22 protein-coding genes are annotated in these 25,113 nt (G+C 36.3%); 14 read left to right on the top strand and 8 right to left on the bottom strand.

Going from position 1 to position 25,113, the window contains the following annotated elements:
* Nucleotides 1-48: 48 nt before the first annotated feature.
* Together ACQWU4_RS03225 and ACQWU4_RS03220 are read left to right on the top strand one after the other, a co-directional pair.
* Nucleotides 49-726 carry a YceI family protein gene (locus tag ACQWU4_RS03225; protein WP_429934323.1) on the top strand — a complete coding sequence of 226 codons (678 nt, stop codon included), beginning with the start codon at nucleotides 49-51 and terminating at the stop codon, nucleotides 724-726.
* A gap of 86 nt (nucleotides 727-812) precedes the next feature.
* Entirely contained in the window at nucleotides 813-1,091 is a 279-nt protein-coding gene (locus tag ACQWU4_RS03220; RefSeq protein WP_429934322.1) for a DUF1294 domain-containing protein, read from the top strand.
* A gap of 118 nt (nucleotides 1,092-1,209) precedes the next feature.
* On the opposite strand, the gene ACQWU4_RS03215 is transcribed toward ACQWU4_RS03220, so the two are convergent.
* Nucleotides 1,210-2,706 carry a hypothetical protein gene (locus ACQWU4_RS03215; protein WP_429934321.1) on the bottom strand — a complete coding sequence of 499 codons (1,497 nt, stop codon included), beginning with the start codon at nucleotides 2,704-2,706 and terminating at the stop codon, nucleotides 1,210-1,212.
* A 307-nt stretch (nucleotides 2,707-3,013) separates the two neighbouring features.
* Here ACQWU4_RS03215 and typA point away from each other — a divergent pair, with 307 nt between their 5' ends.
* The 4 genes from typA (at nucleotide 3,014) to ychF (ending at nucleotide 8,593) form a co-directional block, all read left to right on the top strand.
* Nucleotides 3,014-4,819 carry a translational GTPase TypA gene (gene typA, locus ACQWU4_RS03210; protein WP_429934320.1) on the top strand — a complete coding sequence of 602 codons (1,806 nt, stop codon included), beginning with the start codon at nucleotides 3,014-3,016 and terminating at the stop codon, nucleotides 4,817-4,819.
* Nucleotides 4,820-4,943: 124 nt separating this feature from the next.
* Nucleotides 4,944-6,554 (top strand): glycoside hydrolase family 10 protein, encoded by a 1,611-nt coding sequence (locus ACQWU4_RS03205; protein ID WP_429934319.1) that lies wholly within the window; start codon nucleotides 4,944-4,946, stop codon nucleotides 6,552-6,554.
* A 131-nt stretch (nucleotides 6,555-6,685) separates the two neighbouring features.
* Nucleotides 6,686-7,309 (top strand): ferritin, encoded by a 624-nt coding sequence (locus ACQWU4_RS03200; protein WP_429934318.1) that lies wholly within the window; start codon nucleotides 6,686-6,688, stop codon nucleotides 7,307-7,309.
* 192 nt (nucleotides 7,310-7,501) lie between these two features.
* Nucleotides 7,502-8,593, top strand: coding sequence for a redox-regulated ATPase YchF (ychF, locus tag ACQWU4_RS03195; RefSeq protein ID WP_429934317.1), 1,092 nt, complete (start codon nucleotides 7,502-7,504; stop codon nucleotides 8,591-8,593).
* A gap of 126 nt (nucleotides 8,594-8,719) precedes the next feature.
* Here the strand turns inward: ychF and ACQWU4_RS03190 are convergent, their stop codons facing one another.
* Both ACQWU4_RS03190 and ACQWU4_RS03185 read right to left on the bottom strand, forming a co-directional pair.
* Nucleotides 8,720-8,884, bottom strand: a complete 165-nt coding sequence (locus ACQWU4_RS03190; protein WP_429934316.1) for a hypothetical protein — start codon at nucleotides 8,882-8,884, stop codon at nucleotides 8,720-8,722.
* 146 nt (nucleotides 8,885-9,030) lie between these two features.
* Nucleotides 9,031-9,198, bottom strand: coding sequence for a hypothetical protein (locus ACQWU4_RS03185; RefSeq protein WP_429934315.1), 168 nt, complete (start codon nucleotides 9,196-9,198; stop codon nucleotides 9,031-9,033).
* Nucleotides 9,199-9,344: 146 nt separating this feature from the next.
* On the opposite strand from ACQWU4_RS03185, the gene ACQWU4_RS03180 reads away from it, so the two are divergent.
* Nucleotides 9,345-10,283, top strand: a complete 939-nt coding sequence (locus tag ACQWU4_RS03180; protein ID WP_429934314.1) for a helix-turn-helix domain-containing protein — start codon at nucleotides 9,345-9,347, stop codon at nucleotides 10,281-10,283.
* Nucleotides 10,284-10,382: 99 nt separating this feature from the next.
* Nucleotides 10,383-11,147: an SDR family NAD(P)-dependent oxidoreductase gene (locus tag ACQWU4_RS03175; protein ID WP_429934313.1), complete on the top strand. Its 765-nt coding sequence runs from the start codon at nucleotides 10,383-10,385 to the stop codon at nucleotides 11,145-11,147.
* A 63-nt stretch (nucleotides 11,148-11,210) separates the two neighbouring features.
* Here ACQWU4_RS03175 and ACQWU4_RS03170 read toward each other — a convergent pair whose 3' ends face one another.
* Nucleotides 11,211-12,359: a methionine aminotransferase gene (locus ACQWU4_RS03170; protein ID WP_429934312.1), complete on the bottom strand. Its 1,149-nt coding sequence runs from the start codon at nucleotides 12,357-12,359 to the stop codon at nucleotides 11,211-11,213.
* A 112-nt stretch (nucleotides 12,360-12,471) separates the two neighbouring features.
* Nucleotides 12,472-13,281: a hypothetical protein gene (locus ACQWU4_RS03165; RefSeq protein WP_429934311.1), complete on the bottom strand. Its 810-nt coding sequence runs from the start codon at nucleotides 13,279-13,281 to the stop codon at nucleotides 12,472-12,474.
* A gap of 281 nt (nucleotides 13,282-13,562) precedes the next feature.
* Here ACQWU4_RS03165 and ACQWU4_RS03160 point away from each other — a divergent pair, with 281 nt between their 5' ends.
* Nucleotides 13,563-14,102 carry a DUF2867 domain-containing protein gene (locus ACQWU4_RS03160; RefSeq protein WP_429934310.1) on the top strand — a complete coding sequence of 180 codons (540 nt, stop codon included), beginning with the start codon at nucleotides 13,563-13,565 and terminating at the stop codon, nucleotides 14,100-14,102.
* 4 nt (nucleotides 14,103-14,106) lie between these two features.
* Here the strand turns inward: ACQWU4_RS03160 and ACQWU4_RS03155 are convergent, their stop codons facing one another.
* From ACQWU4_RS03155 to ACQWU4_RS03145, 3 genes are read right to left on the bottom strand one after another with little or no spacing between them, the layout of a single operon-like run.
* Entirely contained in the window at nucleotides 14,107-14,838 is a 732-nt protein-coding gene (locus tag ACQWU4_RS03155) for a LytR/AlgR family response regulator transcription factor (RefSeq protein WP_429934309.1), read from the bottom strand.
* Nucleotides 14,807-16,792 carry a histidine kinase gene (locus ACQWU4_RS03150; protein WP_429934308.1) on the bottom strand — a complete coding sequence of 662 codons (1,986 nt, stop codon included), beginning with the start codon at nucleotides 16,790-16,792 and terminating at the stop codon, nucleotides 14,807-14,809. Before ACQWU4_RS03150 ends, ACQWU4_RS03155 begins: the two co-directional genes overlap by 32 nt.
* Nucleotides 16,770-17,669 (bottom strand): two-component regulator propeller domain-containing protein, encoded by a 900-nt coding sequence (locus ACQWU4_RS03145; protein ID WP_429934307.1) that lies wholly within the window; start codon nucleotides 17,667-17,669, stop codon nucleotides 16,770-16,772. The genes ACQWU4_RS03150 and ACQWU4_RS03145 overlap by 23 nt, the downstream gene beginning before the upstream one ends.
* A gap of 603 nt (nucleotides 17,670-18,272) precedes the next feature.
* Here ACQWU4_RS03145 and ACQWU4_RS03140 point away from each other — a divergent pair.
* From ACQWU4_RS03140 to ACQWU4_RS03120, 5 genes are all read left to right on the top strand, one after another.
* Nucleotides 18,273-20,156: a DNA topoisomerase IV subunit B gene (locus tag ACQWU4_RS03140; protein ID WP_429934306.1), complete on the top strand. Its 1,884-nt coding sequence runs from the start codon at nucleotides 18,273-18,275 to the stop codon at nucleotides 20,154-20,156.
* A gap of 113 nt (nucleotides 20,157-20,269) precedes the next feature.
* A complete protein-coding gene (locus ACQWU4_RS03135) occupies nucleotides 20,270-20,686 on the top strand; it encodes a hypothetical protein (RefSeq protein ID WP_429934305.1) in 417 nt (138 codons plus the stop codon).
* A 6-nt stretch (nucleotides 20,687-20,692) separates the two neighbouring features.
* Nucleotides 20,693-23,296, top strand: coding sequence for a DNA gyrase/topoisomerase IV subunit A (locus ACQWU4_RS03130; protein WP_429934304.1), 2,604 nt, complete (start codon nucleotides 20,693-20,695; stop codon nucleotides 23,294-23,296).
* Between the two features lie 11 nt (nucleotides 23,297-23,307).
* The gene (locus tag ACQWU4_RS03125; RefSeq protein WP_429934303.1) at nucleotides 23,308-23,949 is read left to right on the top strand and encodes a rhomboid family intramembrane serine protease; all 642 of its coding nucleotides are present in this window, start codon (nucleotides 23,308-23,310) and stop codon (nucleotides 23,947-23,949) included.
* A gap of 30 nt (nucleotides 23,950-23,979) precedes the next feature.
* Nucleotides 23,980-25,089 carry a helix-turn-helix domain-containing protein gene (locus ACQWU4_RS03120; protein WP_429934302.1) on the top strand — a complete coding sequence of 370 codons (1,110 nt, stop codon included), beginning with the start codon at nucleotides 23,980-23,982 and terminating at the stop codon, nucleotides 25,087-25,089.
* The last annotated feature ends 24 nt before the right edge of the window (nucleotides 25,090-25,113 follow it).

Here is a 25,113-nt window from a genome sequence, read left to right as displayed (position 1 = left end):
TTTTTGGAACTTGAAATTTTAATTAAATTTTTTTAAACAATAAATAATATGAAAAAACTTAGTGTAATTGCATTGGTAGGAATAGGATTGCTTGCAGCATCATGTAATAAAGAAAAATCAGCAGACGCTGCGGCTACAGCTACAGAACAGAAAGTAGCAGAAAGCAAAGGAGAAGCTCTGACAGTTGATGTTGCTACTTCTGTAGTAAACTGGAAAGCTACTCATAAAGGTGGTATGGCTCCTCGTTGGGGAACACTTAATGTAAAATCAGGTGATCTTAGTATTGAGGGAGGCCAATTAGCAGCAGGTAACTTTGTAATTGATATGAACTCTATCAAAGTAGATCCGGCTTCAGTAACAGAAAAAGATAAAAAACCGGGAGATCTGGAAGCTCACTTGAAAAACCCTGACTTCTTTGATGTAGCGAAGAATCCAACTTCAGACTTCAAAATTACAAGCGTTACAGATCTGAAAGACGCACCTGCAGATGCAGTAGCCGGAGCAAATAAAACCGTAAGCGGAAACCTTACTCTATCAGGAAAAACTGTGAACGTAACTTTCCCTGCTAAAGTGGATGTTACAGATAGCTCGGCTTCAGTTCAGGCTAAGTTTACAGTGAACAGAGCAGACTGGGGAATCAAATTCGGTACTTCAGAAGCAGATCCAGCGGAATGGATGATCAGCAAGGATATTGAGATCGCTGTTGATGTAAAAGCTAAAAAATAATTGTTAGATACAATATAAATACGGAAGGCTGCTTTTTATAAAGTGGTCTTTTTTATTACCCAATGCTAATTCATTATTTTTGTCTCATGATAATATATATTCTTCTTATAATAAATCTCTTCACCTTCATTATTTTTGGTTGGGATAAAAGACTTTCTGTAAAACATGCAAGAAGAATCCCGGAAAATACACTTTTAGGATTAACGTTTATAGGAGGAACTATAGGAGCTGCTTTTGGGATGATAGTTTTCAGACATAAAATCTCGAAAATGTCTTTTTTGCTGAAATTTGGATTTGTGGTTTTGGTTCAGGTGGGACTTATCTATTGGCTTTGGACTACTGAGTTAAGGAACATTTTTATTTGATAATAAGTGATATAGAAACAGGAGCAGAATACCTTGAAAATATTGTTATATTTTCTTGTTATTAAAAAAACATCTCCCAAAGGAGATATTTAACACTAATCAAACAGACGGATTTAAATTAAGCAGTTATAATTCCAAACTGTTTCCAGGTGTTTGTTCCGTCGGTTGTATTTACCCATCCGATAGGTGCATCTACGGCAGGCCCTACATTTAAAATAATATCACCACGTTTCCATTGGGAAGAAGATGTGGTAGGATAAGCATCTGCATACGTTATTTTTACCTTTCCTAAATGAAAAGAATCATTTAAGTTCTGATAATACACGTTTCCTAAATTATCATTGGTGATAAAGTTGCTGACAATATTAGGTTCAATTGCTGATAAACATTTGTTATTACTAATTGTCGTTTTCAATCCCTCGTATGCCCTGATATCGTGGACTTTAAAGTTTTTTACAGAATTACCTATTACATCATCATATAATGATCCTGAGCCAACAATATCAATGCCGATGGATATGACATCAGTTTCCTTATTGTCATAAATAAGGATGTCATTATTAATGATTTTATGTCCCCTAACCATTGGGTTGATAATATTGTTGGCTGAATATATTCCATATCCAGGCTTGTCAAGAGCGATATAATTGCTGTTTATATTCCAGTTATAGCATCCATCTAACATAACGATACCGATATGCTGGCAGAAATCAATCATACTGTTCATTAAATTTACATGAGATGTTTTCTCAGCATAAATAGCATCATAAGCCCCATAAATTAATGTATCAATAATCCGCCAGCCTTCTTTTTCAGTTTTTTCTTCATTTTCTCCTAAAAACCAGATTCCTTTACTATCGAGAGTATTGAAATCAAAAGACAGTGAGGTATTACCGGAAATTTCGTTGTTAACTGATTTTCCTTTCACAAGGATTCCTATCTGGCAATTACCTGTTTTAAGTGTCTGAATTTGTGAAGACCATAAATAGTTGACTTCTAATCCTATTTTGTATCCGTGAATTGAAATATCTCTTACAATCATCTCATAAGCGGCAACGTCAGAATTTCCATTGATCTTAATGCCGGTAAAGTTATTAGGAGTTTCCACATAAGATTCTATATTATAGATTCCGAATCCCTCTAAAACAACTCCTCTGGCATTCACTACAATCCCATCATTGTTGTGAGTTATAAGGAAAGGAGGATTATCTTTATCTTTAGTGGCAGAACCTATAATTTTAATAGATTTATTGATATGTAAAGTATCGAAAAGCATGTATCTTTTATTTTCAAGATTTAAAACCTGCCCAGTTTCCATTTCGTCAATAAGCTTCTGAATTTCGTAGTAATCATTTGTATTTCCATCACCCGAAGCTCCGCTGATTTTGACAGAAATATGTCCTGTATGCATTCTTCTATAATTGGCAAGGCTGTTATCTGAATTGGTTTTTGTGAAGTACAAAAATTTTCCGTCTGTAGGAATTGTGTTGTCTTTTCTGAAATTGACAAGCTCTCCCGTAAAATCGTCTATTAATGTTACAATATCCTTGTCTAAAGAAGGATCGTGAGTGCCAATAAATTCTGAAATCGTTAATAAATTTAAATTGTTGGTCATTTTTTTGTGATAAAGATTAATAATTAATTACATACATTCCTGCAGGAAATTTATAGATCAAAAATAAGGGGCCATAACGACAGAACTCGTCGTATTATTTATTGTTTCAAAAAATATAAGGTGATTACCCATTTAAACTTAATCTTATATTTGTTAATTTATTATTACAAAATATCATAAATGATTCTGTTTTAGGGCTTTAATGGGTGTTTTAGCTTAACGTTCTCATTATGAATTTGTTAATTAATTCATATTCTTGCTCATTATTCATTAGAAATCACTATTTTTGCACCCGTAAAAATCATTCATGCAAAACATTAGAAATATTGCGATTATCGCACACGTTGACCACGGGAAGACGACTTTGGTTGACAAGATTATTCATGCTACAAACATTTTCAGAGAAAATCAGGAAAGTGGAGAATTAATAATGGATAACAACGACCTTGAAAGAGAAAGAGGGATTACGATCTTATCCAAAAATATTTCTGTTACCTATAAAGACACTAAAATTAATGTAATTGATACCCCTGGTCACGCCGATTTCGGTGGTGAGGTAGAAAGAGTTTTAAAGATGGCAGACGGTGTGATCCTTTTGGTTGATGCCTTTGAAGGACCGATGCCTCAGACAAGATTCGTACTTCAGAAAGCATTGGAGCTTGGATTAAGACCATTGGTTGTTATCAATAAAGTAGATAAGCCAAACTGTCGTCCGGATGAAGTTCACGATCAGGTATTTGACTTATTCTTCAACCTTGAAGCTACTGAAGAACAATTGGATTTCCCAACGTTCTACGGATCTTCAAAACAAGGTTGGTTCAACACTTCATTAGAACAGACTGAAGATATTCTTCCATTATTGGATGGTATTTTACAATATGTTCCTGCACCGAAAGTAACTGAAGGTAACCTTCAGATGCAGATTACTTCACTGGATTTCTCTTCATTCCTGGGAAGAATTGCAATCGGGAAAGTAACGAGAGGTGAAATTAAAGAATCTCAATGGATCGGTCTTGCACAGGCAGACGGAAAAGTTGTAAAAGGAAAAGTAAAGGAACTTTATGTTTTCGAAGGTCTGGGAAAGAAAAAAGTAACTGAAGTACAGGCAGGAGATATTTGTGCTGTTGTTGGTTTTGATTCATTCCAGATTGGTGACTCATTCGTAGATCTTGAAAATCCTGAACCATTGGAAAGAACTGCAATTGATGAGCCTACACTGAACATGACGTTCTCTATCAACAATTCACCTTTCTTCGGAAAAGACGGTAAATATGTTACTTCTAACCACCTGAAAGAAAGATTAACTAAAGAACTAGAGAAAAACCTTGCATTGAGAGTTCAGCAGACTGACGATGCCAACACTTTCCTTGTTTTTGGTAGAGGTATTCTTCACTTGTCAGTTTTAATTGAAACGATGAGAAGAGAAGGGTATGAAATGACAATTGGTCAGCCACAGGTAATCCTGAGAGAAATTGATGGTGAAAAATGTGAGCCTTACGAATCTTTGGTTGTTGACGTGCCTGAAGAATATGCTTCAAGAGTAATTGACCTTGCTACACAGAGAAAAGGTGACCTTCACATTATGGAAACCAAAGGTGAGATGCAGCATATGGAATTCGAGATTCCTTCAAGAGGTCTGATCGGATTACGTTCTCAGATGTTGACAGCTACTGCTGGTGAAGCTATTATGGCGCACCGTTTTACAGAATACAAACCTTTCAAAGGAGCAATTCCTGGAAGAAACAACGGAGTATTGATCAGCAAAACTCAAGGGCCGGCTACAGAATATTCTATCGCTAAATTACAGGACAGAGGTAAATTCTTCGTTGATCCGGGTGAGGAAATCTACGCAGGTATGATTATCGGGGAACAAAACAAACCTGGAGATCTTGTTGTAAACATTGTAGAAGCAAAACAGCTGAACAACATGAGAGCTTCCGGAAAAGATAAAGATACCGGTGTTGCTCCAAAAATCTTGTTCTCACTGGAAGAATGTATGGAATACATCCAGGGTGATGAAGCGATTGAAGTAACTCCAAACTTCATCAGAATGAGAAAGAAACTCCTTTCCGAAGAAGAAAGAAAAAGAGTGGAAAGATCAGCAAAAGCATAAGAAATTCTTATATATCAGAAAAGCCTCGAATTTTTCGGGGCTTTTTTATTAGACTATGTCTTAAAATGTTTATTTTGGCATAATAATCTCTTAGAAAATATAAATTTAAAGTAGTTTGCAGACGATGAAAATGAATATTATAAAGCTTACCGTCTTAGCCGGAGCTTTCGCAACATATACCAGTTGCTCCGTACAGAACAATACAGTAAAAGCAACACCAACAAAAAATACAGCAAAGCCTAACAGCAATACTATAAAGCCTAAAGATCCGGTTACCACGGTAAAACCTGTAACAGCAACACCTCCCGCTGATGAAAATTTCAGAACAGTTCTTCCTGAGATCAAAAGAGAATTCCGGGGAGTCTGGATTGCAAGTGTAGCCAATATCAACTGGCCTTCAAGAAATAATTTAACGGTAGATCAGCAAAAAGCAGAAGCGATAAGCATGCTCGATATGCTGAAAGATAACAATTTCAATGCTGTGATCTTTCAGATAAGACCTTCTGCAGATGCTTTGTACACAAGTAATATAGAGCCTTGGTCATACTTTTTGACCGGAGAAACAGGAACTGCCCCATATCCGAATTATGATCCCCTCCAGTTCTGGATTGAAGAAGCTCATAAAAGAGGTTTGGAGCTCCATGTATGGCTGAATCCTTACCGTGCACACCATACAAACGGAGGCGCTGTAAACAGCCTTTCTATGGCGAACAAGCTTTCCGACATTGTTGTAAGATTAAAAAATGGAATGTATTGGTTCGATCCTGCCAATCCTAAGACCCAGGGACATGTTTCCAATGTTGTAAAAGATATTGTGAAAAGATATGATATTGATGCTATCCATTTTGATGATTATTTCTATCCTTATGCCACCTACAACAGGGGAGCTGATTTTCCTGATAATGTAAGCTGGAACGAATATCTGAGAAGCGGAGGAACGTTATCCAGGGCAGACTGGAGAAGAGATAATGTCAATAAATTTGTAGAGAGAATTTACAAAGAAATTCATGCGGAGAAAGATTATGTAAGATTTGGGATAAGCCCGTTCGGAATCTGGAAACCGGGATATCCTGAAGGAATCGTTGGATCTTCCCAATATGACGAATTGTATGCAGATGCAAAATTATGGCTCAATAAAGGCTGGGTAGATTATTTCTCGCCACAGTTGTACTGGCCCATCGATGCTAAAGGTCAAGGCTTTGAACCCCTGTTAAACTGGTGGAAATCTGAAAATACAATGAACCGTCATCTATGGCCGGGACTTAATACTGTTGAGATCAAAGTATCAGACCGTCCCACGGAAATTAAAAATCAGATTGAAATTTCAAGACAGATCTTAAAAAATGATGCCGGAGAAATCCATTGGAGTATTGCAGGATTAACGAGAAATGCAGGCATGTTGCCAACTCTGAAAAACGGACCTTACAACGAAAAAGCGTTAGTTCCGAAAACCCCTTGGATAAAAGCGGTTCCATTGCAAACCCCAACTTTATTTACAACCGATAACGGAAGCTTTGTGCAGGCTAATTGGAGTACTAAAAATATCGGAAATGTTTTTCAATGGGTGCTTTTCACACAGTATAACGGAGTCTGGGAAACAGAAATTCTTACATTGGACAGTCTTTCAAAAGATATTCCAAAATCAAAAGGAGGCAGAAAGCTGAATGCAGTAGCTATAAAAGCTGTAGACAGACTTGGGAATGAAAGTGATTATATGGCGAAAAAAGTAAAGTAATTACCTAAACACGAAAATAAACGATCAAACAAAACCGGTTCAGAAAAGAACTGGTTTTTTATTTTAGAATAGCTATAAATTATTCATTTAAATTAATATAAATCAGTTGTTTGTAAATTATTTTTGAATAAATGATTAAAAAAATAAATAGTGACGGAATCATTTTTGCATTATTATTTCCACAATCACAAAAATATACCATTATGAATACCAACAGACTTTCCCCAGCTATTGAAAAAGCACTGAGTAATCAGATGAACAAGGAAATTCATGCATCACATGTTTTTCTGTCGTATGGGATCTGGGCAGATGATAAGGGATATCAGGGAATTGCCAATTTCCTTTACAGACATGCTCAGGAAGAGAGAAATCATTCCATTAAATTTATGGAATATGTGTTGAACAGAGGTGGAAAGCCAAAAGTAGATGCCATTCCGGCACCTCCGGCAGATCCTGAATCATTGACAGCCTGTTTTGACGGTGTTTTTAAACATGAGGTTGATAATACTACAGCAATCTACAAAATTGTAGACCTGGCATTAAAAGAAAAAGACTGGGCTACATGGAATTTTATGCAGTGGTTTGTACAGGAACAGATAGAAGAAGAAACACTTGCCTCCAACCTGATTGATAAGCTGAAAATTGCCGGTGGTGACCGTGCTACAGATGAGTCTTTATTTACTTTAGATAAAACATTACAGGAAGCTCCGAACGATGTTCCTTTAGCTCAGAATGCTACCGGAGATAACCCATAAAAACCGATGGGTGAACAAAAATTATTCAAAATCTGCCAAAATTCAGGCAGATTTTTTTATTATGAAACTCCCTTTAAAATCACTATCTTTGCAGGCTGAAAGTTCAATGGTCAGAATAAGATGAAATAAGCTTTACAATCAGACCCTGAACTTAAATAGCATCATTGAATATTAAACTTTGAATTTTACAATATGAAATGTGGAATTGTAGGCCTTCCGAATGTAGGTAAATCAACTCTTTTTAACTGCTTAAGCAATGCTAAAGCTCAGTCAGCAAACTATCCTTTCTGTACGATAGAACCGAACCTTGGAACGGTATCTGTACCGGATCCCAGGCTGTTTGAACTGGAAAAAATAGTTAATCCGGAAAGAGTATTGCCGGCTGTAGTTGAAATTGTTGACATTGCAGGTCTTGTAAAAGGGGCCAGTAAAGGAGAAGGCTTGGGAAATCAGTTCCTTGCCAATATCCGCGAATGTGAGGCAATCATCCACGTTTTAAGATGCTTTGACAATGGTAATATTATCCACGTTGAAGGTTCTGTAGATCCGATGAGAGATAAAGAAATTATTGACATCGAATTACAGTTGAAAGACCTTGAAACTGTTGGAAAAGCTGTTGAAAAAGCTAAAAAATTCATCAAATCAGGAAAAAAAGACGATATCCTTGTTTATGAAACCCTTCAAAGTCTTGAGAAATTTATTGAGGATGGTAAAAATGCAAGGGAATTTCCGGTAAATGATTTAACGAAGCCTATTATTGATGATATCCAGCTTTTAACTAAAAAGCCTGTATTATATGTATGCAACGTAGACGAAAACTCTATCAAAAACGGAAACGAATGGATAGGGAAGATCGAGGCAATGGCAAAAAATGAAGGAGCAGAGATCGTTATATTGGCAGCCCAGATCGAAGCAGATATCAATGAACTTGAAACATTTGAAGAAAGAGAAATCTTCCTTGAAGAACTGGGGCTTACAGAGCCTGGAGTAAACCGATTGATCAGAAAAGCTTACGATTTATTAAAACTTCAGACCTACTTTACGGCCGGAGTAAAAGAAGTAAGAGCATGGACAATCGGGCAGGGATGGACAGCTCCACAAGCTGCCGGAGTGATCCACACTGATTTTGAAAAAGGTTTTATCCGTGCAGAAGTAATCAAGTTTAATGATTATGTAACTTATGGTTCCGAGGTTAAAATAAAAGAGGCCGGAAAACTTTCTGTAGAAGGTAAAGAATATATTGTTCAGGATGGTGACATCATGCACTTTAGATTTAACGTATAAGAATATATTAAAGTTAGTTATAATAAAAATGCTTCAGGGGGAATCTCCGGAGCATTTTTCTTTTTTGTCAGAAATAAATAAAGCCACCTTTATTCAGAGTGGCCTTTTCAATATTTTTGGATTTTGTTATTCTATAGGATCTACTAATCTGCATTTTAATTCAGCACAGCCTATTCCATATTTTCTACACTCTCCTGTAGCTGGATCAATGCATAATTCTTTTCCACCGGTAATTGATCTTAATTCTCTTTTGTTTAGTTTTTTTCCTTTGTCTAAGTTTGAATTTTTCATGGTCTTTGATTTTAATGTATTAGTTTAAACTAAGATAGGAAAAATATTTATATATATCACTTAATGAAGAAAAAATATTTCTAAATTGTATTCTGGTAATTAAAAATATCAATAAAAAACCGTTCAGTAAATGAACGGTTTTAATTTTATTCTATAGGGTCTATCACGGGCCTGCATTGCAGCTGTGCACAGCCTATTGATATCTTACTGCAGCCTCCGGTCATAGGATCGATACAATCCATTAATCCGCCGGTGATGCTTCTTAATTGTCTTTTGTTCAGTTTTTTTCCTTTCGGCAATTCTTGATTTTTCATTGTTTTGATTTTTAGTGAGTTAGTTTGAAAACTAAAGTAAGAAAAATATCCATAAGTATATCACCCCATATAGAAAAAAGTTAAAATATTTTGCTACTTGCAAATTCCGGTAACTTTGTATATTTGAATTTTACAAACAGTCAGCTATGGAAAAAACCACTCATTCATCCCTTGAAGATTTTTATAAAGAGATGGCAGCCAAACTGGGAAAAGATCTTGAAAGTATTTTCCCTAAAGGACTTCATAAAGATATTGGGCATTTTAATGTGTTTGATATCAGGCAGACGATTGAAAAAGTGAAAACCACTTCTGAAATGCCTTACAACAGAAGAAAATATTACAAAATAAGCCTGATCAGGGGAAAGAACAGGGCAGAATATGCAGATAAAATTATTGCTATTAAGAAAAATGCTTTATTATTTGCAACCCCGAAAGTTCCTTATCACTGGGTTCCGGAAGATCCCGACCAGTCAGGAAGCTTTTGTGTATTCACTGAAGACTTCTTCATCAAAGCACAGTCCCGGTTTTCATTAGAAGATCTGCCAATTTTTCAGCCGGGAAATATTCCATTGTTTGAGATTGATGATGAGCTGGCAGATGAAATAGATATTCTGTTTACAAAAATAAAAAAGGAAATAGCTTCCGATTATATTTTCAAATATGATTTAATCAGGAACTATGTTTTGGAACTGATTCATTACGGACAGAAACTTCAGCCTGCTGCGAAACTTTCAGCCTCAAATGATGCTTCATTAAGAGTGGTCTCATTATTCATAGAGCTGTTGGAAAGGCAGTTTCCAATCGAATCTTCAGAACAGAGGCTGCAGCTGAAAACAGCAAAAGATTATGCTGACAGGCTAGCGGTTCATGTAAATTATTTGAATAAAAAATTAAAAGAAAGCACTGGAAAAACAACTACTGAATTTATTGCAGACCGTATGATTCAGGAAGCTAAAATCCTTTTAAGACAAACCAAATGGAACGTTTCCGAGATATCATATGCACTGGGTTTTGAGGAAATTGCCCATTTTTCTAACTTTTTTAAAAGAAAGACCTCATTTACTCCAATGGAATTCCGTTCATGATTTGAATTTTGCAAATTTCGGATTGATTCAGGCAAATGTTTCTTCCTGGGAATTTTCCAACTTTGTATCATTAAATTATAAAACCAAATAATATAAAAGATGAATACAAAAACAAAAATTGCATTAATCACTGGTGGAAGCCGCGGACTTGGAAAAAATGCAGCTCTTAAAATCGCACAAAAAGGATTGGATGTCATTATTACTTATAAAAACAGCCGCGAAGAAGCTGATGCTGTGGTCAGCGAAATAAAAGCTTTAGGCCAAAATGCAGTTGCGTATCAACTGGATACAAGAGATGTAAAAAGTTTTGATGGGTTTGTAAAAAATATCACGGATCATCTGAAAACTGAAGCAGGAAGCCCAAATATTGATTTCCTGATCAATAATGCAGGAACCGCTTTATATTCTCCGATTACAGAAACCACGGAAGAACAATTTGATGATATTGTAAATGTTCACTTTAAAGGAGTTTTCTTTCTGACACAGAAAATGCTTCCTTTTATGAATGATGGAGGCGGAATTATTAATATTTCATCAGGGCTTGCAAGATTTGCTCTGCCGGGATCATCTGTTTATGGTTCAATGAAAGCAGGCGTAGAAATGCTGACAAAATATATGGCAAAAGAACTTGGACCCCGAAAAATAAAGGCAAATGTAATAGCTCCGGGAGCCATTGAAACAGATTTTGGAGGAGGAAGAACAAGAGATGATCAAAATGTAAATTCTATGATTTCCAACGTTACGGCATTGGGAAGAGCAGGACTTCCGGATGATATCGGAGGTGTAGTGGCATTCCTGTGTACCGAAGATGCGGGCTGGATCAACGGGCAGAGAATAGAGGCCTCAGGAGGAATGTTTTTATAAATCAAAAAGATTAAACTGAAAAAGGGCAAATTTGCCCTTTTTCAGTTTGAAACTATATTTTTATTAAAGCCTGGAAAGATTTTCAATTGCTCTTTCCAGTGTTTCCTGTTTTTTTGCAAAACATAACCGGATCACATGATCATTCCTTTTGTTTTTGTAAAATGATGAAAAAGGAACACTCGCCACTTTATGATTGATTGTCAGTTCTGAAGCGAAATCAAAATCATTTTTATCAGATATCTTATCATAGGTAAAAGCCTGGAAATAGGTTCCCTCACAGTCAAGAAGTCCGAAAGACGTACCTGAAAGTCCTTTTCTCAGAAAATCTCTCTTTTCCTGAAAAAATTGGTTCAGCTGGTTATAATGTTCGTCGTTTTTCATGTATTCGGCCAGGGCAAGCTGTATAGGGGTATTTACACAGAAAACATTGAACTGATGTACTTTCCGGAATTCCTCGGTGAGGTTTTTAGGAGCTGCACAATAGCCTGTTTTCCAGCCTGTAACATGGAATAGCTTTCCAAATGAAGCAACAAGAAGGCTTCTCTCTTTAAGTTCGGGATATTGGCAGATACTAAGATGTTTTTTTCCGTCAAATACAATATTTTCGTAAACTTCATCACTCAGAATAAGAATTGAAGTGCCTTTTACAAGTTTGATGAGTTCCTGAATATCATTTTCTTTTAAAATTTTTCCGGAAGGATTGTTCGGATTATTAAGAATGATCATTTTGGTTTTCTCACTCACCAGACTTTTTACTGCATTCCAGTCGATCTCATAATCTGGGGCTTTCATCTCAAAACGTTTTACAATTCCTCCAAAAAGCTCTACTGTAGGTTCATAACAGTCATAAGCCGGTTCAAATATAATTACTTCATCATCTTTTTTAACAAAAGTAGCGATGGCTGTGAAAATAGCCTGGGTTCCTCCTGCTGTAATGGTAATTTCAGAATCAGGATGATAAACAGCCTGATGGCTATTTTCAATTTTTCTGGCAATTTCCTCTTTCAGCGGCATCATTCCCCCCAGTGGAGCATATTGATTGAATCCCTTTTGAATGAAATTGTTTACAAGATCCAGTAACTCAGAATCTGGCATAAAATCAGGAAATCCCTGAGAAAGATTAATAGCCTCATTTTCATTGGCGAGCTGAGTCATTTGACTGAAAATGGTAGTTCCTACATTTGAAAGCTTGGATAATGGAAGTTGTATCATTAAAAATCTGGTTTTGTTGATTCTAATTTAATTTATTTTTTGCAATCACAAAACATGAGATACAAAAAAGACCGTTTCGGATAGAAACGGTCCTCTGTTTATTTTGCCTTATTTAAAAGAGTATCATAGATTCTACTCTGTTGTTGACATATCCGAGAATGCCCCAGAACATAACGGTGGAGGTTCCCCATCCGGCAAGAGAAACCAGGTGTTTTTTGAAGAACTTTTTGTCATAAAGATGTTCTACCATATAAATATGCTGTCTTTTATAACATCCTATTTTATTATTCCAGTTGTCAAAAAACCAGAATCCCAGGGTAGGAGTAAATGGTGACATCACATACTTATTTGAGCCATAAGGAATAATATCATCATACACCCGAAGCCATCCCGGGCTGAATGCACCAAAATAAAGCTGATACTGCTGTTTTTCAAATGCATAATATGAATCAGGCAGCTGTTCTCCGGCTTCCGCTACCTGAACCAAACCGTTAACTTCAGCATATTTCTGAATAGACTCATTAAATGCTTTGGTTTCACGGAATTTCAGGCCGTTCAGATCACCGTACTTCAGATATTTTTCCTCTGTTGAAAAAGTTCTCACCGTGATCACTGCGGATTGATCGGCGGGATTTTTCACCAAAGAAGCAACAGGAAATTTATCTTCCAGATCAGCAATCATATCAACCGGCTGGCCGTCAGAGAAATATTCTACAGTGATTTTATCAATATCAATACCGTCCTGAGCAAATTCCTCCCTGATTTCCGGAGGTGCGGGCGGTAGATTTGCCGGTTCTAATTTGTTTGAAGCAGTGATATTAGCTGCTGTTGATTCTTCAAGCTGCTCATTATTTTCCCTGCAGCCTGACAAAAGGAGAAGTCCTGCGGACCATCCCAGAATTACAATGTTTTTGATTTTCATAGGTTATCGTTTTTATGGTTGGTTTAGTTTTTCGGAAAATCATTTACTGATACCGTAGTTTAAAATTAATATCTTTTAAAATTCCCTTTTATGTGAATTGTTAAGTGTGGCAGTTTTTCTAATAAGTGTTAATAAATTGACGTTAAGTGTTGATTTTTGCAGGTGTATGAAAAATTTACCTGTATTTATTTTGGCTTAAACTGATATTACTCATCCCATTATTGCAGCAAGCCTCTTAAATTTGTTAGGATAAAGACTAAATCCTGTCAAAGATTAATACCATGAATATCACAAAAACTGAACTTCCCAAAGAATCTGTTTTATATAGGGAAAAACATTATTTCGACTATATGGATAGTTTTAAAGGAGAGCTGAATGGAAAGCGAGATATCACCACAGCGGAAATAGGTACCGCTTTTTTCACCAGCAGTCCTCAATGGGGGAAGAAAATGTTTGCTTTCAGAAATAAGATTGTTAAAATGTTTGGTTTGAAAACCGGAATCAACAACAAAATGCCGTTATCTGATAATTTTAAGCTTAAAGCAGGAGAGCAGGTTGGAATTTTTAAAATATTTGAGAAAACAGATCATGAAATCATCCTGGGCGAAGATGATAAGCACCTCGATTTCAGGGTTTCTCTCCTTTATGATAAGATACAGGATGGAACAGAAGGTAATTCTCTAACGATTTCAACCACTGTAAAATATCATAACTGGCTGGGAATACTGTATTTTATGCCTGTACGGCCTTTTCATCAGTTAATAGTTCCGGTTATGCTGAAGAGGGTGATTGCAAAACTGGAAAAGAATCCTGAATTGTAATTTTTTATTCCAGATCTTCAATTTTGTGCAGGAAATCATTCTTTTTACGAACAGAAACATCCAGTATGGAATGATCTGCCATCACTACCTGTCCGCCTTTTCCTTTAATATATTCTCTAAGGTGAAAAATATTGATTAGATGCTTATGATGGATCCTGAAAAAATTATATTTCGTAAGATGTTCCTCAAACTCATGAAGTGTTTTGGAAACAATGATCTTGGTTTTATCCGTAAGATAAAAGGTAGTATAGCTGGAATCTGCTTCACAACGGATAATATCGCTGATGTTGGTTAATTTGAAACCCTGAAGGGTAGGAAGGCTGATCTTATTCTCATTTGGGGAGATTCCGGAAGTGGTTTTGCTTTTTTTAATAGTTTCCAGCACCTTATTAACGGCAATGATAAAATCTATTTTCTTGATGGGCTTGAGCAGATAATCTGCCGCACCGTTTTTAATAGCCTGAATCGCAAAGTTTTCAAATGCTGTAATGAAAATGATCCGGGAATCTATTTCCCTGAATTTTGAAAGAAGATCGAAAGCAGTACCGTCTTTCAGCTGAACATCCAGAAAAAGGATGTCCGGTGTGTTTTTAGAGAGATAAATATATGCTTCCTCCACACTTGAGGCCTGAAATGCCGTCTGGATCTCAGGGAATTCATTCTCCAGCAGAAGAGCGATATAGTCTCTTCCGTCCTGTTCATCATCAATGATGCATGCTTGTATTTTGGTTTTCATAAGGTTTTATATAAAGTTTGATTTGAGTTCCCGGTCTTTGCTCTTTTTCAGAAAGATCATAGATCTCCAGTATGATATGAGTCTCAAAAAGCTGCCTGAATGTTTCAATTCTTTTCTGGGATAATTTTACCCCGAAAGAATCCGGACTTATCTGCCTTTTGCTGCCTATGCCTACACCGTTGTCTTCTATAGTTATACAGATTGACGTTCCGGTATGATTAAAAGTCACCTGTATGTTTCCTTTCCTGTCTTTTAAACCCGCGATTCCATGTTTTATTGCATTTTCCACAAAAGGCTGGATGAGCAGGGAAGGAATAACCCAGTTTTCATTAATGCTTTCAGATAAGATGACCTTATAGTCGAACTCATTTTTTAATCTGAGCTTTTCCATATTCAGATATAATGAAAGGTAATCTGCTTCATCTTTAATGGTCATAAATGTTTTTTCCGAATAATGCAGGGTTTTTCTGATCATTTGGGCAAATATTTCAAGATAATTCTCTGTTTCTTTGTAATCTTTTTTATATAAAAGGAACTGGATGGAATTGAGGCAGTTGTAAATAAAATGAGGGTTGATCTGAGCTTTTATGGCCTGAAGTTCAAGCTCGGCGATTTTCTTTTCATAGTATAAAGTTTCCAGTTTTTTATTTCTTTTTTTCTGGAAATATATGTTGATAAGAATGAATAAAGCAGCAGCCCCAAGACTGATTACCATAAGTTTGAACCACCAGGTCTGCCAGAACTTCGGACGGATCTCAAAATGCAGGTCGGTAGAAGTATAAGACCGTTTTCCATTATATCCGATTCCGAAAACTTTAAATGTATATCTGCCCGGAGGGAGAGAAGAGAAAATAATCTTTTGGGAATTACTCGTCTGCCATCCACTGCTGAGTTCTTCAATTTTATACAGGTAACTTATCTTCCCCTGTGAATTAAAATCAGGAAAACTTACGTTGAAGGCAATATCATTATTGGGTGTTTGACCTGTTAACGGCTGATGAATATCAAAAATTTCCCTGCTGCCAATTATTACTGAATTGATAATTACTTTTTTATTAATGAATTTTTTCTGGCTCATCAGGTTTTTAATAGAAAGAATTCCCAATCCTTTTGAAGTCCCTACATAAATGGTATCCCCTGAAATAACACATCCTGTTACGGAGTTTGACGGAAGACCGTCTGTTTGCGTAAAATTATTGATCTTTACATCTGATCCTTTGAGCTCAATTCTGCTGAGTCCATAATTAGTGCTTGCCCAAAATACATTTTTATTCTCTATTTCAATTTTTTTAACCTGGTCGGTAGGCAGACCAATGTTTTCCGAAATTTTCCTCAGTACTTTGGAATTATCAAAAAGTATAATTCCTCTGACGTTGGTAGCCCCTACATATAGATTATCCCCCAACTTTTTAAGATCTGTGAAATAATAACCTTCCAGAAATAACCTTTTCTTTTTTGTAATTGTATTCACTTTATATAAATCTTTAAAGCTTCCGGAAAACAAGCTGTCTTTATTGTAAACCAGTGCAGTATAAGTTCTTTCTCTGTTAAGGGTGTCTCCATAGCCCATGGTACGGAAATTATATTCAATGAGACCTTCAGAGGTACAAAGAAGAACAGAGCCGGGCTTGTACGGGGCTATTTCCTTTAAAACAAATTTTGTTACAAGCTGCTTTTCCCTGATTTTGGTATTATATTGAAGAAGCTCTCTTGTAAGACCAAATATGACCGTATTTCCTTCTGAAAATATAGCTTTATGTTCCAGCTTAATATTCTTTTCAAAAACAAGATCTGTTACCTGTCCGTTGTGGTAGATACCGCTTTTGGCCTCATTATATCCCAGAAAAATGCCGCGGTTATTTTTAACGATAACGTTGATGCTTGATGAATTGTTTTTAACCGGAAAGTGAATATAATTTCTAAAAAACCGGTCAGCAATGAAAAAAAATACCATTATTCCGGGTAGAAAACCAGGTATTATTGTCTTTATCAACCAGAATATCATTGATGATATAATGATCCATCATTTTGACGGGACTGGAAAATTTGCTGCTATCCAGCAATGACTGTTTAAAATATATTGTTCCTCCCTCTTCAAGGCATAGCCAGAGCCGGTAATTATTGTCTATGACAAGCCTGTGTATGTTTTCCTGTGCAGTATAGCTTTTAATTTTTTTGAAATGAAATTTATTGTAGAGTTTGTAAACATCTATTGTTCTTTTGTTTCTGACAACAAAAATATCGTCCTTTCTTAATACAAGGGTGTTTTTATCAGCAGAAATATTGCAGGCTGTTTTCTTTTTGGTAATGATGTCATAAGCATGGATAGCTTCCCTTTTCCCTTGAATAGATACATAATAGACCATTTTATCAGCCATACTGAGACCAAATACATAAAACTTATCTGAAGGAATGGTTTTAATAGCCAAAGGAATTTTGCTCACCTTTTCATTTTGATAGATATAAATGGTATTTGGATTATAGTTGGAATACAGATAAAGTGAATTACCTGCCGTATAACCATCAGGGTTATGAGTAAACTGTATTTTTTTCAGCTCGCTGTTTGAATCCGAATTGATGATCCTGCCATTTTTCAGGTAGGCAAAATCATTCAGAAAAGGGGCAATAAAAATTTCTCCGTTTGAAAGAGGCAGACAGGACAGAGCTTCGATATTTTTTAAACCCTGTTTATTGTTGAAATGTTTGAATTCTTTTCCATCAAACCGGAACAATCCGTTATCACTTCCTATCCAGAGAAGCCCGGAATTATCCTGACTAATAGAATAGGTGTATGAACTGTTCAGGCCATCCTCACCATTATAATTTATCATTCCTGGAATCTGGGCAGAAAATAAAGGTGATAATAATATGAACAAAAACAGATGAAAAAGGATAATTTTTTTCACGTGATATTGAATAATATTGTAAATATAGAGTTTGATTGATAATAATGCAATATCTAATGAGTATAATAATTACCAAATTAATAACCCGTCCGCAAAATCATTTAAAAAAGAAGAATAAAAATTTCACCATTTGGTAAAAGTTCAGAAGAAATAGTATCAATTTTTTTTTAAATCTTCCTTTTTTCCATATTGCTTAAATTTCTTTCCGTCAAACCTGGATAATCCCTATCCGGATAAAGTCATATTTATGCTGCTTTAAATGATAAGAGTAGGAATTGTTTAAGCGATCTCCTTTATTATATAATTAACCATTCCTGAAATCCGGGCAAAAAATAAAAGGGATATTAAAATACTGAAAGAAAATATTTAAAAAGTAAATTTTTTTTCACATAATATTGAATAATACTGTAAATATATAATTTGATTAATAATAATGCAATCTCTGAGGTTGAATATTGAAAAACAGATCGAAAAAATTCGGATAATTTTATACAATTTCGTACTTTTGTATGTTTGCTGAAATCATATATGTCACAAGAAATAAATCCAATCTACTCCGAAGATAATATCAGAACCCTCGACTGGCAGGAACACATCCGTCTGCGCCCCGGAATGTACATCGGGAAGCTCGGAGACGGCTCATCTGCTGATGACGGTATTTACATTCTGCTGAAAGAAATCCTGGACAACTCTATTGATGAGTTCAGAATGAAAGCAGGGAAAAGAATCGAAATAAAGGTGGACGACGGTAAAGTCAGCATCCGCGACTTTGGCCGTGGAATTCCATTGGGAAAGGTAGTAGATGCCGTTTCCAAAATGAATACGGGAGGTAAGTACGACAGCAAAGCTTTCAAAAAATCTGTTGGATTGAATGGAGTTGGTACCAAAGCTGTTAATGCCCTTTCAGAATATTTCCGTGTGAGATCTTTCCGTGAAGGAAAAATGAAGATGGCGGAATTCTCAAGAGGACTGATCACAGAAAATCATGACGAAAAAGATACTTCAGACCGTAATGGTACTGAAATATCCTTTGTTCCAGACGGAGATATCTTCCTTCATTTCAAATACAGAAAAGAATACATAGAAAAAATGCTGCGCAACTATGCGTATCTGAATCCTGGACTGAAAATTGTTTTCAACGGTGAAACCTATTATTCGGAGAACGGTCTTAAAGACCTTCTGGAAGAGGAAATGGAAAACGAAGTTCTGTATTCCATCATTCACCTGAAAGATGCTGATATAGAAGTAGCCATTACCCATTCTGACAAATCGCAGACAGAAACCTATTTTTCTTTCGTAAACGGACAGAATACCACACAGGGTGGTACACACCTTAATGCTTTCCGTGAAGCCTATGTAAAGACGATCCGTGAGTTTTTCAATAAAAATTTTGATGCTTCGGATATCAGAAAATCAATCATTGCTGCCATCTCTATCAATGTGGAAGAGCCGGTATTTGAATCTCAGACCAAAACAAAGCTGGGATCTAATGATATGGGACCAAACGGACCTACCGTAAGAACTTTCATTATTGATTTTCTGAAAAGCAAGCTGGATAATTTCCTTCATAAAAACCCTGAAATTGCCGAAGCAATCCAAAGAAAGATCCTTATTTCCGAAAGAGAAAGAAAAGAACTTTCAGGAATTCAGAAACTGGCAAGGGAAAGAGCTAAAAAAGTATCTCTTCACAATAAAAAGCTCCGCGACTGCAGACAGCATTACAATGACCAGAAAAATGAAAGAAAAGGGGAAACCCAGATTTTCATTACCGAGGGAGACTCTGCATCCGGATCCATTACGAAATCCAGAGATGTAGAAACCCAGGCTGTATTCTCATTAAAGGGTAAACCTCTGAACTGCTACGGACTTACTAAAAAAGTTGTATACGAAAATGAAGAATTTAACCTTCTTCAGGCTGCTTTGAATATTGAAGAAAGCCTTGAAGATCTAAGATACAACCAGGTAATTATCTCTACCGATGCCGATGTGGATGGTATGCACATCCGTTTGCTGATGATCACATTCTTCCTTCAGTTTTTCCCTGATCTGATTAAGAATGGACACCTTTATATTCTTCAGACCCCTTTGTTCAGGGTAAGAAATAAAAAAGAAACAAGATACTGCTACACTGAAACGGAGAGGATAAAAGCACTGAACGAGCTTGGAAAAAATCCGGAAATCACCCGATTCAAAGGACTTGGAGAGATCTCACCTGATGAATTCAAGCATTTTATCGGAAAAGATATCCGCCTGGAACCTGTGGTAGTAGGTAAAGATCAGACGATTGACCAGCTGCTGGAATTCTACATGGGTAAAAATACACCGGACAGACAGGTATTTATCCTTGAAAACCTTGTCGTAGAAGATCCTGATATAGATAAAAAAGAAATGTTGGATGAAGTGGCGGGCTAAACCAATCTAATAGACACACAAATACACAAAATTTATAAACACACAAAACACAAATGAGACTAAGCAACCGCAACAAGGCTTCAGTTTACAATTTTGTTCATACATTACTCGTAATGATGGTCATATTTGGAATTGCAGCGTTTTTGTTGAACGAATACAGATTTCATGCTGTAGGAAATGAAAGTTATATACTTCTTATTGTTCCGATTATAATGCTGGTGATTTTTCACCTGAACGGCAGACAGATTTTTGAATATGACAGTGACGGAGAAGCACTGAACTTTAAGAACAGGAATATCATCCCTTTTTTGGACAGGCCTCTTCATGATGAATTTCCAAAATATAAACTGATAAAATACGAGATTGTCCGTATTTTCTTTATTAAAAGACTATACGTTACTATCTCAAGTAAAAACAGTGGTTCTACCATTCTCAAATATGAAATATCTTATTTGAGTCAAAAAGAAGTAAACGATTTAAAACTCTCTCTGAATAAAGTAGTAAAAACTAATAAAGAGAAAAACGATTAAAAATAGATGACGACAGAAGAAAACTCGCACGAAGGTGAGAGCTTGAAAAAAGTCTCAGGGCTTTATAAAGACTGGTTTCTGGACTATGCTTCCTATGTGATTCTGGATAGAGCAATTCCTTCCGTTTATGATGGGCTCAAGCCTGTTCAGAGAAGGATCATGCACTCTATGCGGGAACTGGAAGACGGCCGCTACAATAAAGTAGCCAATATCGTAGGAAATACAATGAAGTATCACCCTCACGGAGATGCTTCCATTACTGATGCCATGGTACAGATCGGCCAGAAAGAACTTCTGATAGATACCCAGGGGAACTGGGGAAATATCTATACCGGAGATTCTGCGGCGGCGGCAAGATATATTGAAGCGAGACTGACACCTTTCGCACTGGAAGTGGTCTTTAATCCTAAGACTACAGAATGGGCTAAATCCTATGACGGGAGAAATAATGAACCTATTGATCTTCCCGTAAAATTTCCGTTATTGCTTGCACAGGGAGTAGAAGGAATCGGGGTAGGACTTTCCACAAAAATTCTTCCGCACAATTTCAATGAACTCATCAATGCGTCCGTTGCCTATTTGAAAGGAAAGAAATTTGAACTTTTCCCTGACTTTATGACAGCAGGCTACCTTGATGTTTCTGAATATAATGACGGACACAGAGGTGGAAAAGTTAGAGCAAGAGCAAGGATTACCCAAACGGATAAGCATACGCTGGTGATCTCTGAACTTCCTTTTTCAAAAACGACAAGCGACCTGATCGATTCTATTCTGAAAGCTAATGAAAGAGGAAAGATCAAGATCAAAAAGATTGAAGACAATACCTCTGATACCGTAGAGATTCTTGTTCATCTTCACAATGATATGTCGCCGGATAAAACTATTGATGCGCTTTATGCATTTACAGACTGTCAGGTAACGATATCTCCGAATGCGTGTGTGATTGTAGGAGATAAGCCGATGTTCATGAATGTTTCCGAGATCCTGAAAATGAATACGGATCATACCGTTTCCCTGCTTAAGAAAGAGCTGGAAATTGAACTTCACGAGCTTCAGGAAAGCTGGCATTTCTCTTCACTGGAAAGAATCTTTATAGAAAACAGGATCTACCATGATATTGAAGAAGTTAAAACCTGGGAAGATGTTATTAAAACTATTGATGCAGGATTAAAACCACATACCAAACATCTTTTAAGAGCTGTAACGGAAGAGGATATTTTAAAGCTGACCGAGATCAGGATCAAAAGAATTTCAAGATTCGATTTAGATAAATTTAAAGAAAATATAGCTGCCCTTGAAGGTAAAATAGAGCAGGTAAAACATCACCTTGCCAATCTGATTGCTTATGCAATTGAGTATTATTTAAATATTCAGAAGAAATACGGAAAAGACAGACAGAGAAAAACGGAACTGAGAATTTTTGATACTATTGATGCAACAAAAGTAGCAGTGGCTAATGAAAAATTCTATGCCAATTTTGAAGAAGGGTTTATCGGGACTTCTCTGAAAAAAGACCAGTATCTTTTTGACTGTTCTGATATTGATGATATCATCATATTCAGAAAGGATGGTACAATGAAGGTGGTAAAGGTAGATGCCAAGACATTCGTAGGAAAAGATATCCTGCACGTTGCCATCTGGAAGAAAAGCGACAAAAGAACGGTCTACAATATGATATATCGCGAAGGAAGGGACGGTCCTTACTACATGAAACGTTTTTCCGTAACTGCAGTTACAAGAAACACAGATTATCCGCTGGCTTCTGACAAAAAAGGCTCGGAAACACTCTATTTCTCTGCCAATCCTAATGGGGAAGCAGAAACGGTAACTGTCCTTTTAAAACCTAATCCAAGGATCAGGAAAAATAAAATGGAGATAGATTTCTCCGATCTGGCTATCAAAGGAAGAGATTCCAAAGGAAATCTGGTGACCAAATACTCCGTGAAAAAGGTGGATATGAAAGAAGAGGGTGTTTCTACGCTTGCTCCTAGAAAAATCTGGTTTGATGATACGGTAAGAAGACTGAATGCTGATGCCAGAGGAACTCTTTTGGGAAGCTTTAAAGGAGACGACAGAATCCTGACCATCAATACAAACGGAGAAGTAAAACTGGTTTCTTTCGATCTGGGTAACCGTTTCGATGATGAATATCTGGTTCTGGAAAAATGGAAACCGCGACAGCCAGTAACCTGTATCTATTACGACGGGGAAAAAGATATGTATTTTATTAAAAGATTCCTGCTGGAAAATACAGTGAATATACAGACCTTTATGCCTTCGGAGCACCCTAAATCATTCATCGAGAATGTAATTGTAGCAGATGGTGCTTCCGCTGAGATCATTTTTGCCAAAGATAAAGGCAAAGAACGTGATCCCGAAACAATACAGATTGACGAATTCATTGCCGTTAAAGGAATAAAGGCAATTGGAAACCAGTTCACAAAATTTAAAGTAAAAACAATCAATATCACCATTCCTGAACCGGTAGAAGAGGAACCGGAAATATATGAGGAACCTGAAACGGGTGACGGTATCGTGGATGATGACCGTACTGTGATCGGTGATCTGTTTGAAAGCAGAGAATCAGAAGAACCAGAATCTGAAAACTAAGAATTAAGCTTATGAATACAATTGTTTTAATCATTATTGCTGTTACCTGTATTATCAGTTATTTCGGGTTCAATAACACAGCCCTGTTTGAGAAATATAAGTTTAATGTAGGCGCTATTACCAATCGTAAAGAATATATCAGGCTGATAAGCTCGGCATTTTTGCATGCAGATTTTATGCATTTGTTCTTCAATATGCTTTCTTTATACTTTTTCCAGGGTGCTGTGACTTATTTCTTTGGAAATATAGGTTTCATTGTAATCTATTTTGGATCAATGATTCTTGGAAATTTATTCAGTTTGATGATTTATAAAAATCAGCCGTGGTATTCAGCTATTGGAGCGTCCGGAGCTGTTTCAGGAATCATTTTTGCTTCCATAGCAATGGCTCCGAGTGATATAAGCATCAATTTTTTACCCGGATGGCTGTTTGGAACATTATATTTTGGATATTCCGTCTATATGATGCTGAACCCGAAGCAATGGGATAATCTTGGGCATGCTGCTCATTTGGGTGGAGCATTTTTTGGCCTTGTATATTCTGTTGCACTGCATCCTCAGCTGGCGATGAGCAATATTCTTTATTTAGGAGTTATGTCTTTACCTCTAATCTATTTAGGCTATGAAATTTTCGTCAGGAAGAGAATAGGATAAAAGCTATCTTTACTTAAAATATCAAGACCAATGAACACATCAGAATTAAACCGCTTCATCGTTGTATTAATCTATGGTTCATTGGTTTTGCTTTCTTTACTGAAACTTTCCAATCCGCTGAAGGTAAACAGAAAGGCCAACTTCTGGTTTGGGATATTTCTTTTCTTATGGTCCAGTTTCTGGCTGGATGAGGTTCTTACCATGGTAAAAGGCTCTCAGATTGATATTCAGTCTATCATTACGGTTCAGATCATTCAGTTTCTGACTCCGGTTATGTTTTATTTCAGTGTCCTGTTTTATACCAATCCTTCATTTAAATTTAAAATTTCAGACCTGAAATACCTTATTCTGCCTGTTATCTTTTGGATTAATATTATGCTGCAGCGTTTTGGAGGATTTGAAGATAACAGCATTTTTAACTATGTTTTTATCGGGCTTATACTTTTTCAGGCTTTGTTCTATACCGGTCTTTCTTATTTTACCATTCAAAAACATAAGAAGAGAATCCAGCAGTTTTCCGCCAATACGGAAGGTATTAATCTGAACTGGCTGGAATATATTACGGTGATCATTTTCATTATTAACATTGCTTATGTAGTGTATAATTTATCCTATGATTCCAAGGCTTTGAATTTTTTCATTAACGGAGCTTTTCTGCTGGTGATTTATTTTGTAGGATATTATTCTTTAAAACAGAAAGAAATTTATCCTGTAGAAGAAAAACAGCGTGAGGAACTGATCTCTATTGATGAAGATCCCGAAACAGAGGAAGTAAGGAAGAAACTGATCTCAGATGAAGAACTGATAAACATCAAATATCAGCTGGAGGAAATTATGGATAAGCAAAAGCCTTATCTTGACAGTGAACTGAATCTGATCAAGCTTTCTGAACTCCTGTCTATTTCCACCCATCATCTTTCATATGTAATCAATACCGGATTTCAAAAGAACTTTTTCAAATATGTCAATGAGTACAGGATTGAATACGCCCAAAAACTCCTTAAAGATTCTCATAGTAAACTGTCGATTTTAGGTATTGCCTACGAATCGGGTTTCAATTCCAAAACTTCTTTCAATACCACCTTTAAAAAACTGACGGACCAAACACCCTCTGAGTATAAAAATGGTTCAGGTTTATAAATTTTAACGTTCTGTTTTATTTAA

Source organism: Chryseobacterium sp. MIQD13, from assembly GCF_050496705.1.
GTDB lineage: Bacteria > Bacteroidota > Bacteroidia > Flavobacteriales > Weeksellaceae > Chryseobacterium.
Note: the sequence above shows the minus strand (reverse complement) of the source record. Positions and strands in the feature narration are given on the sequence as shown.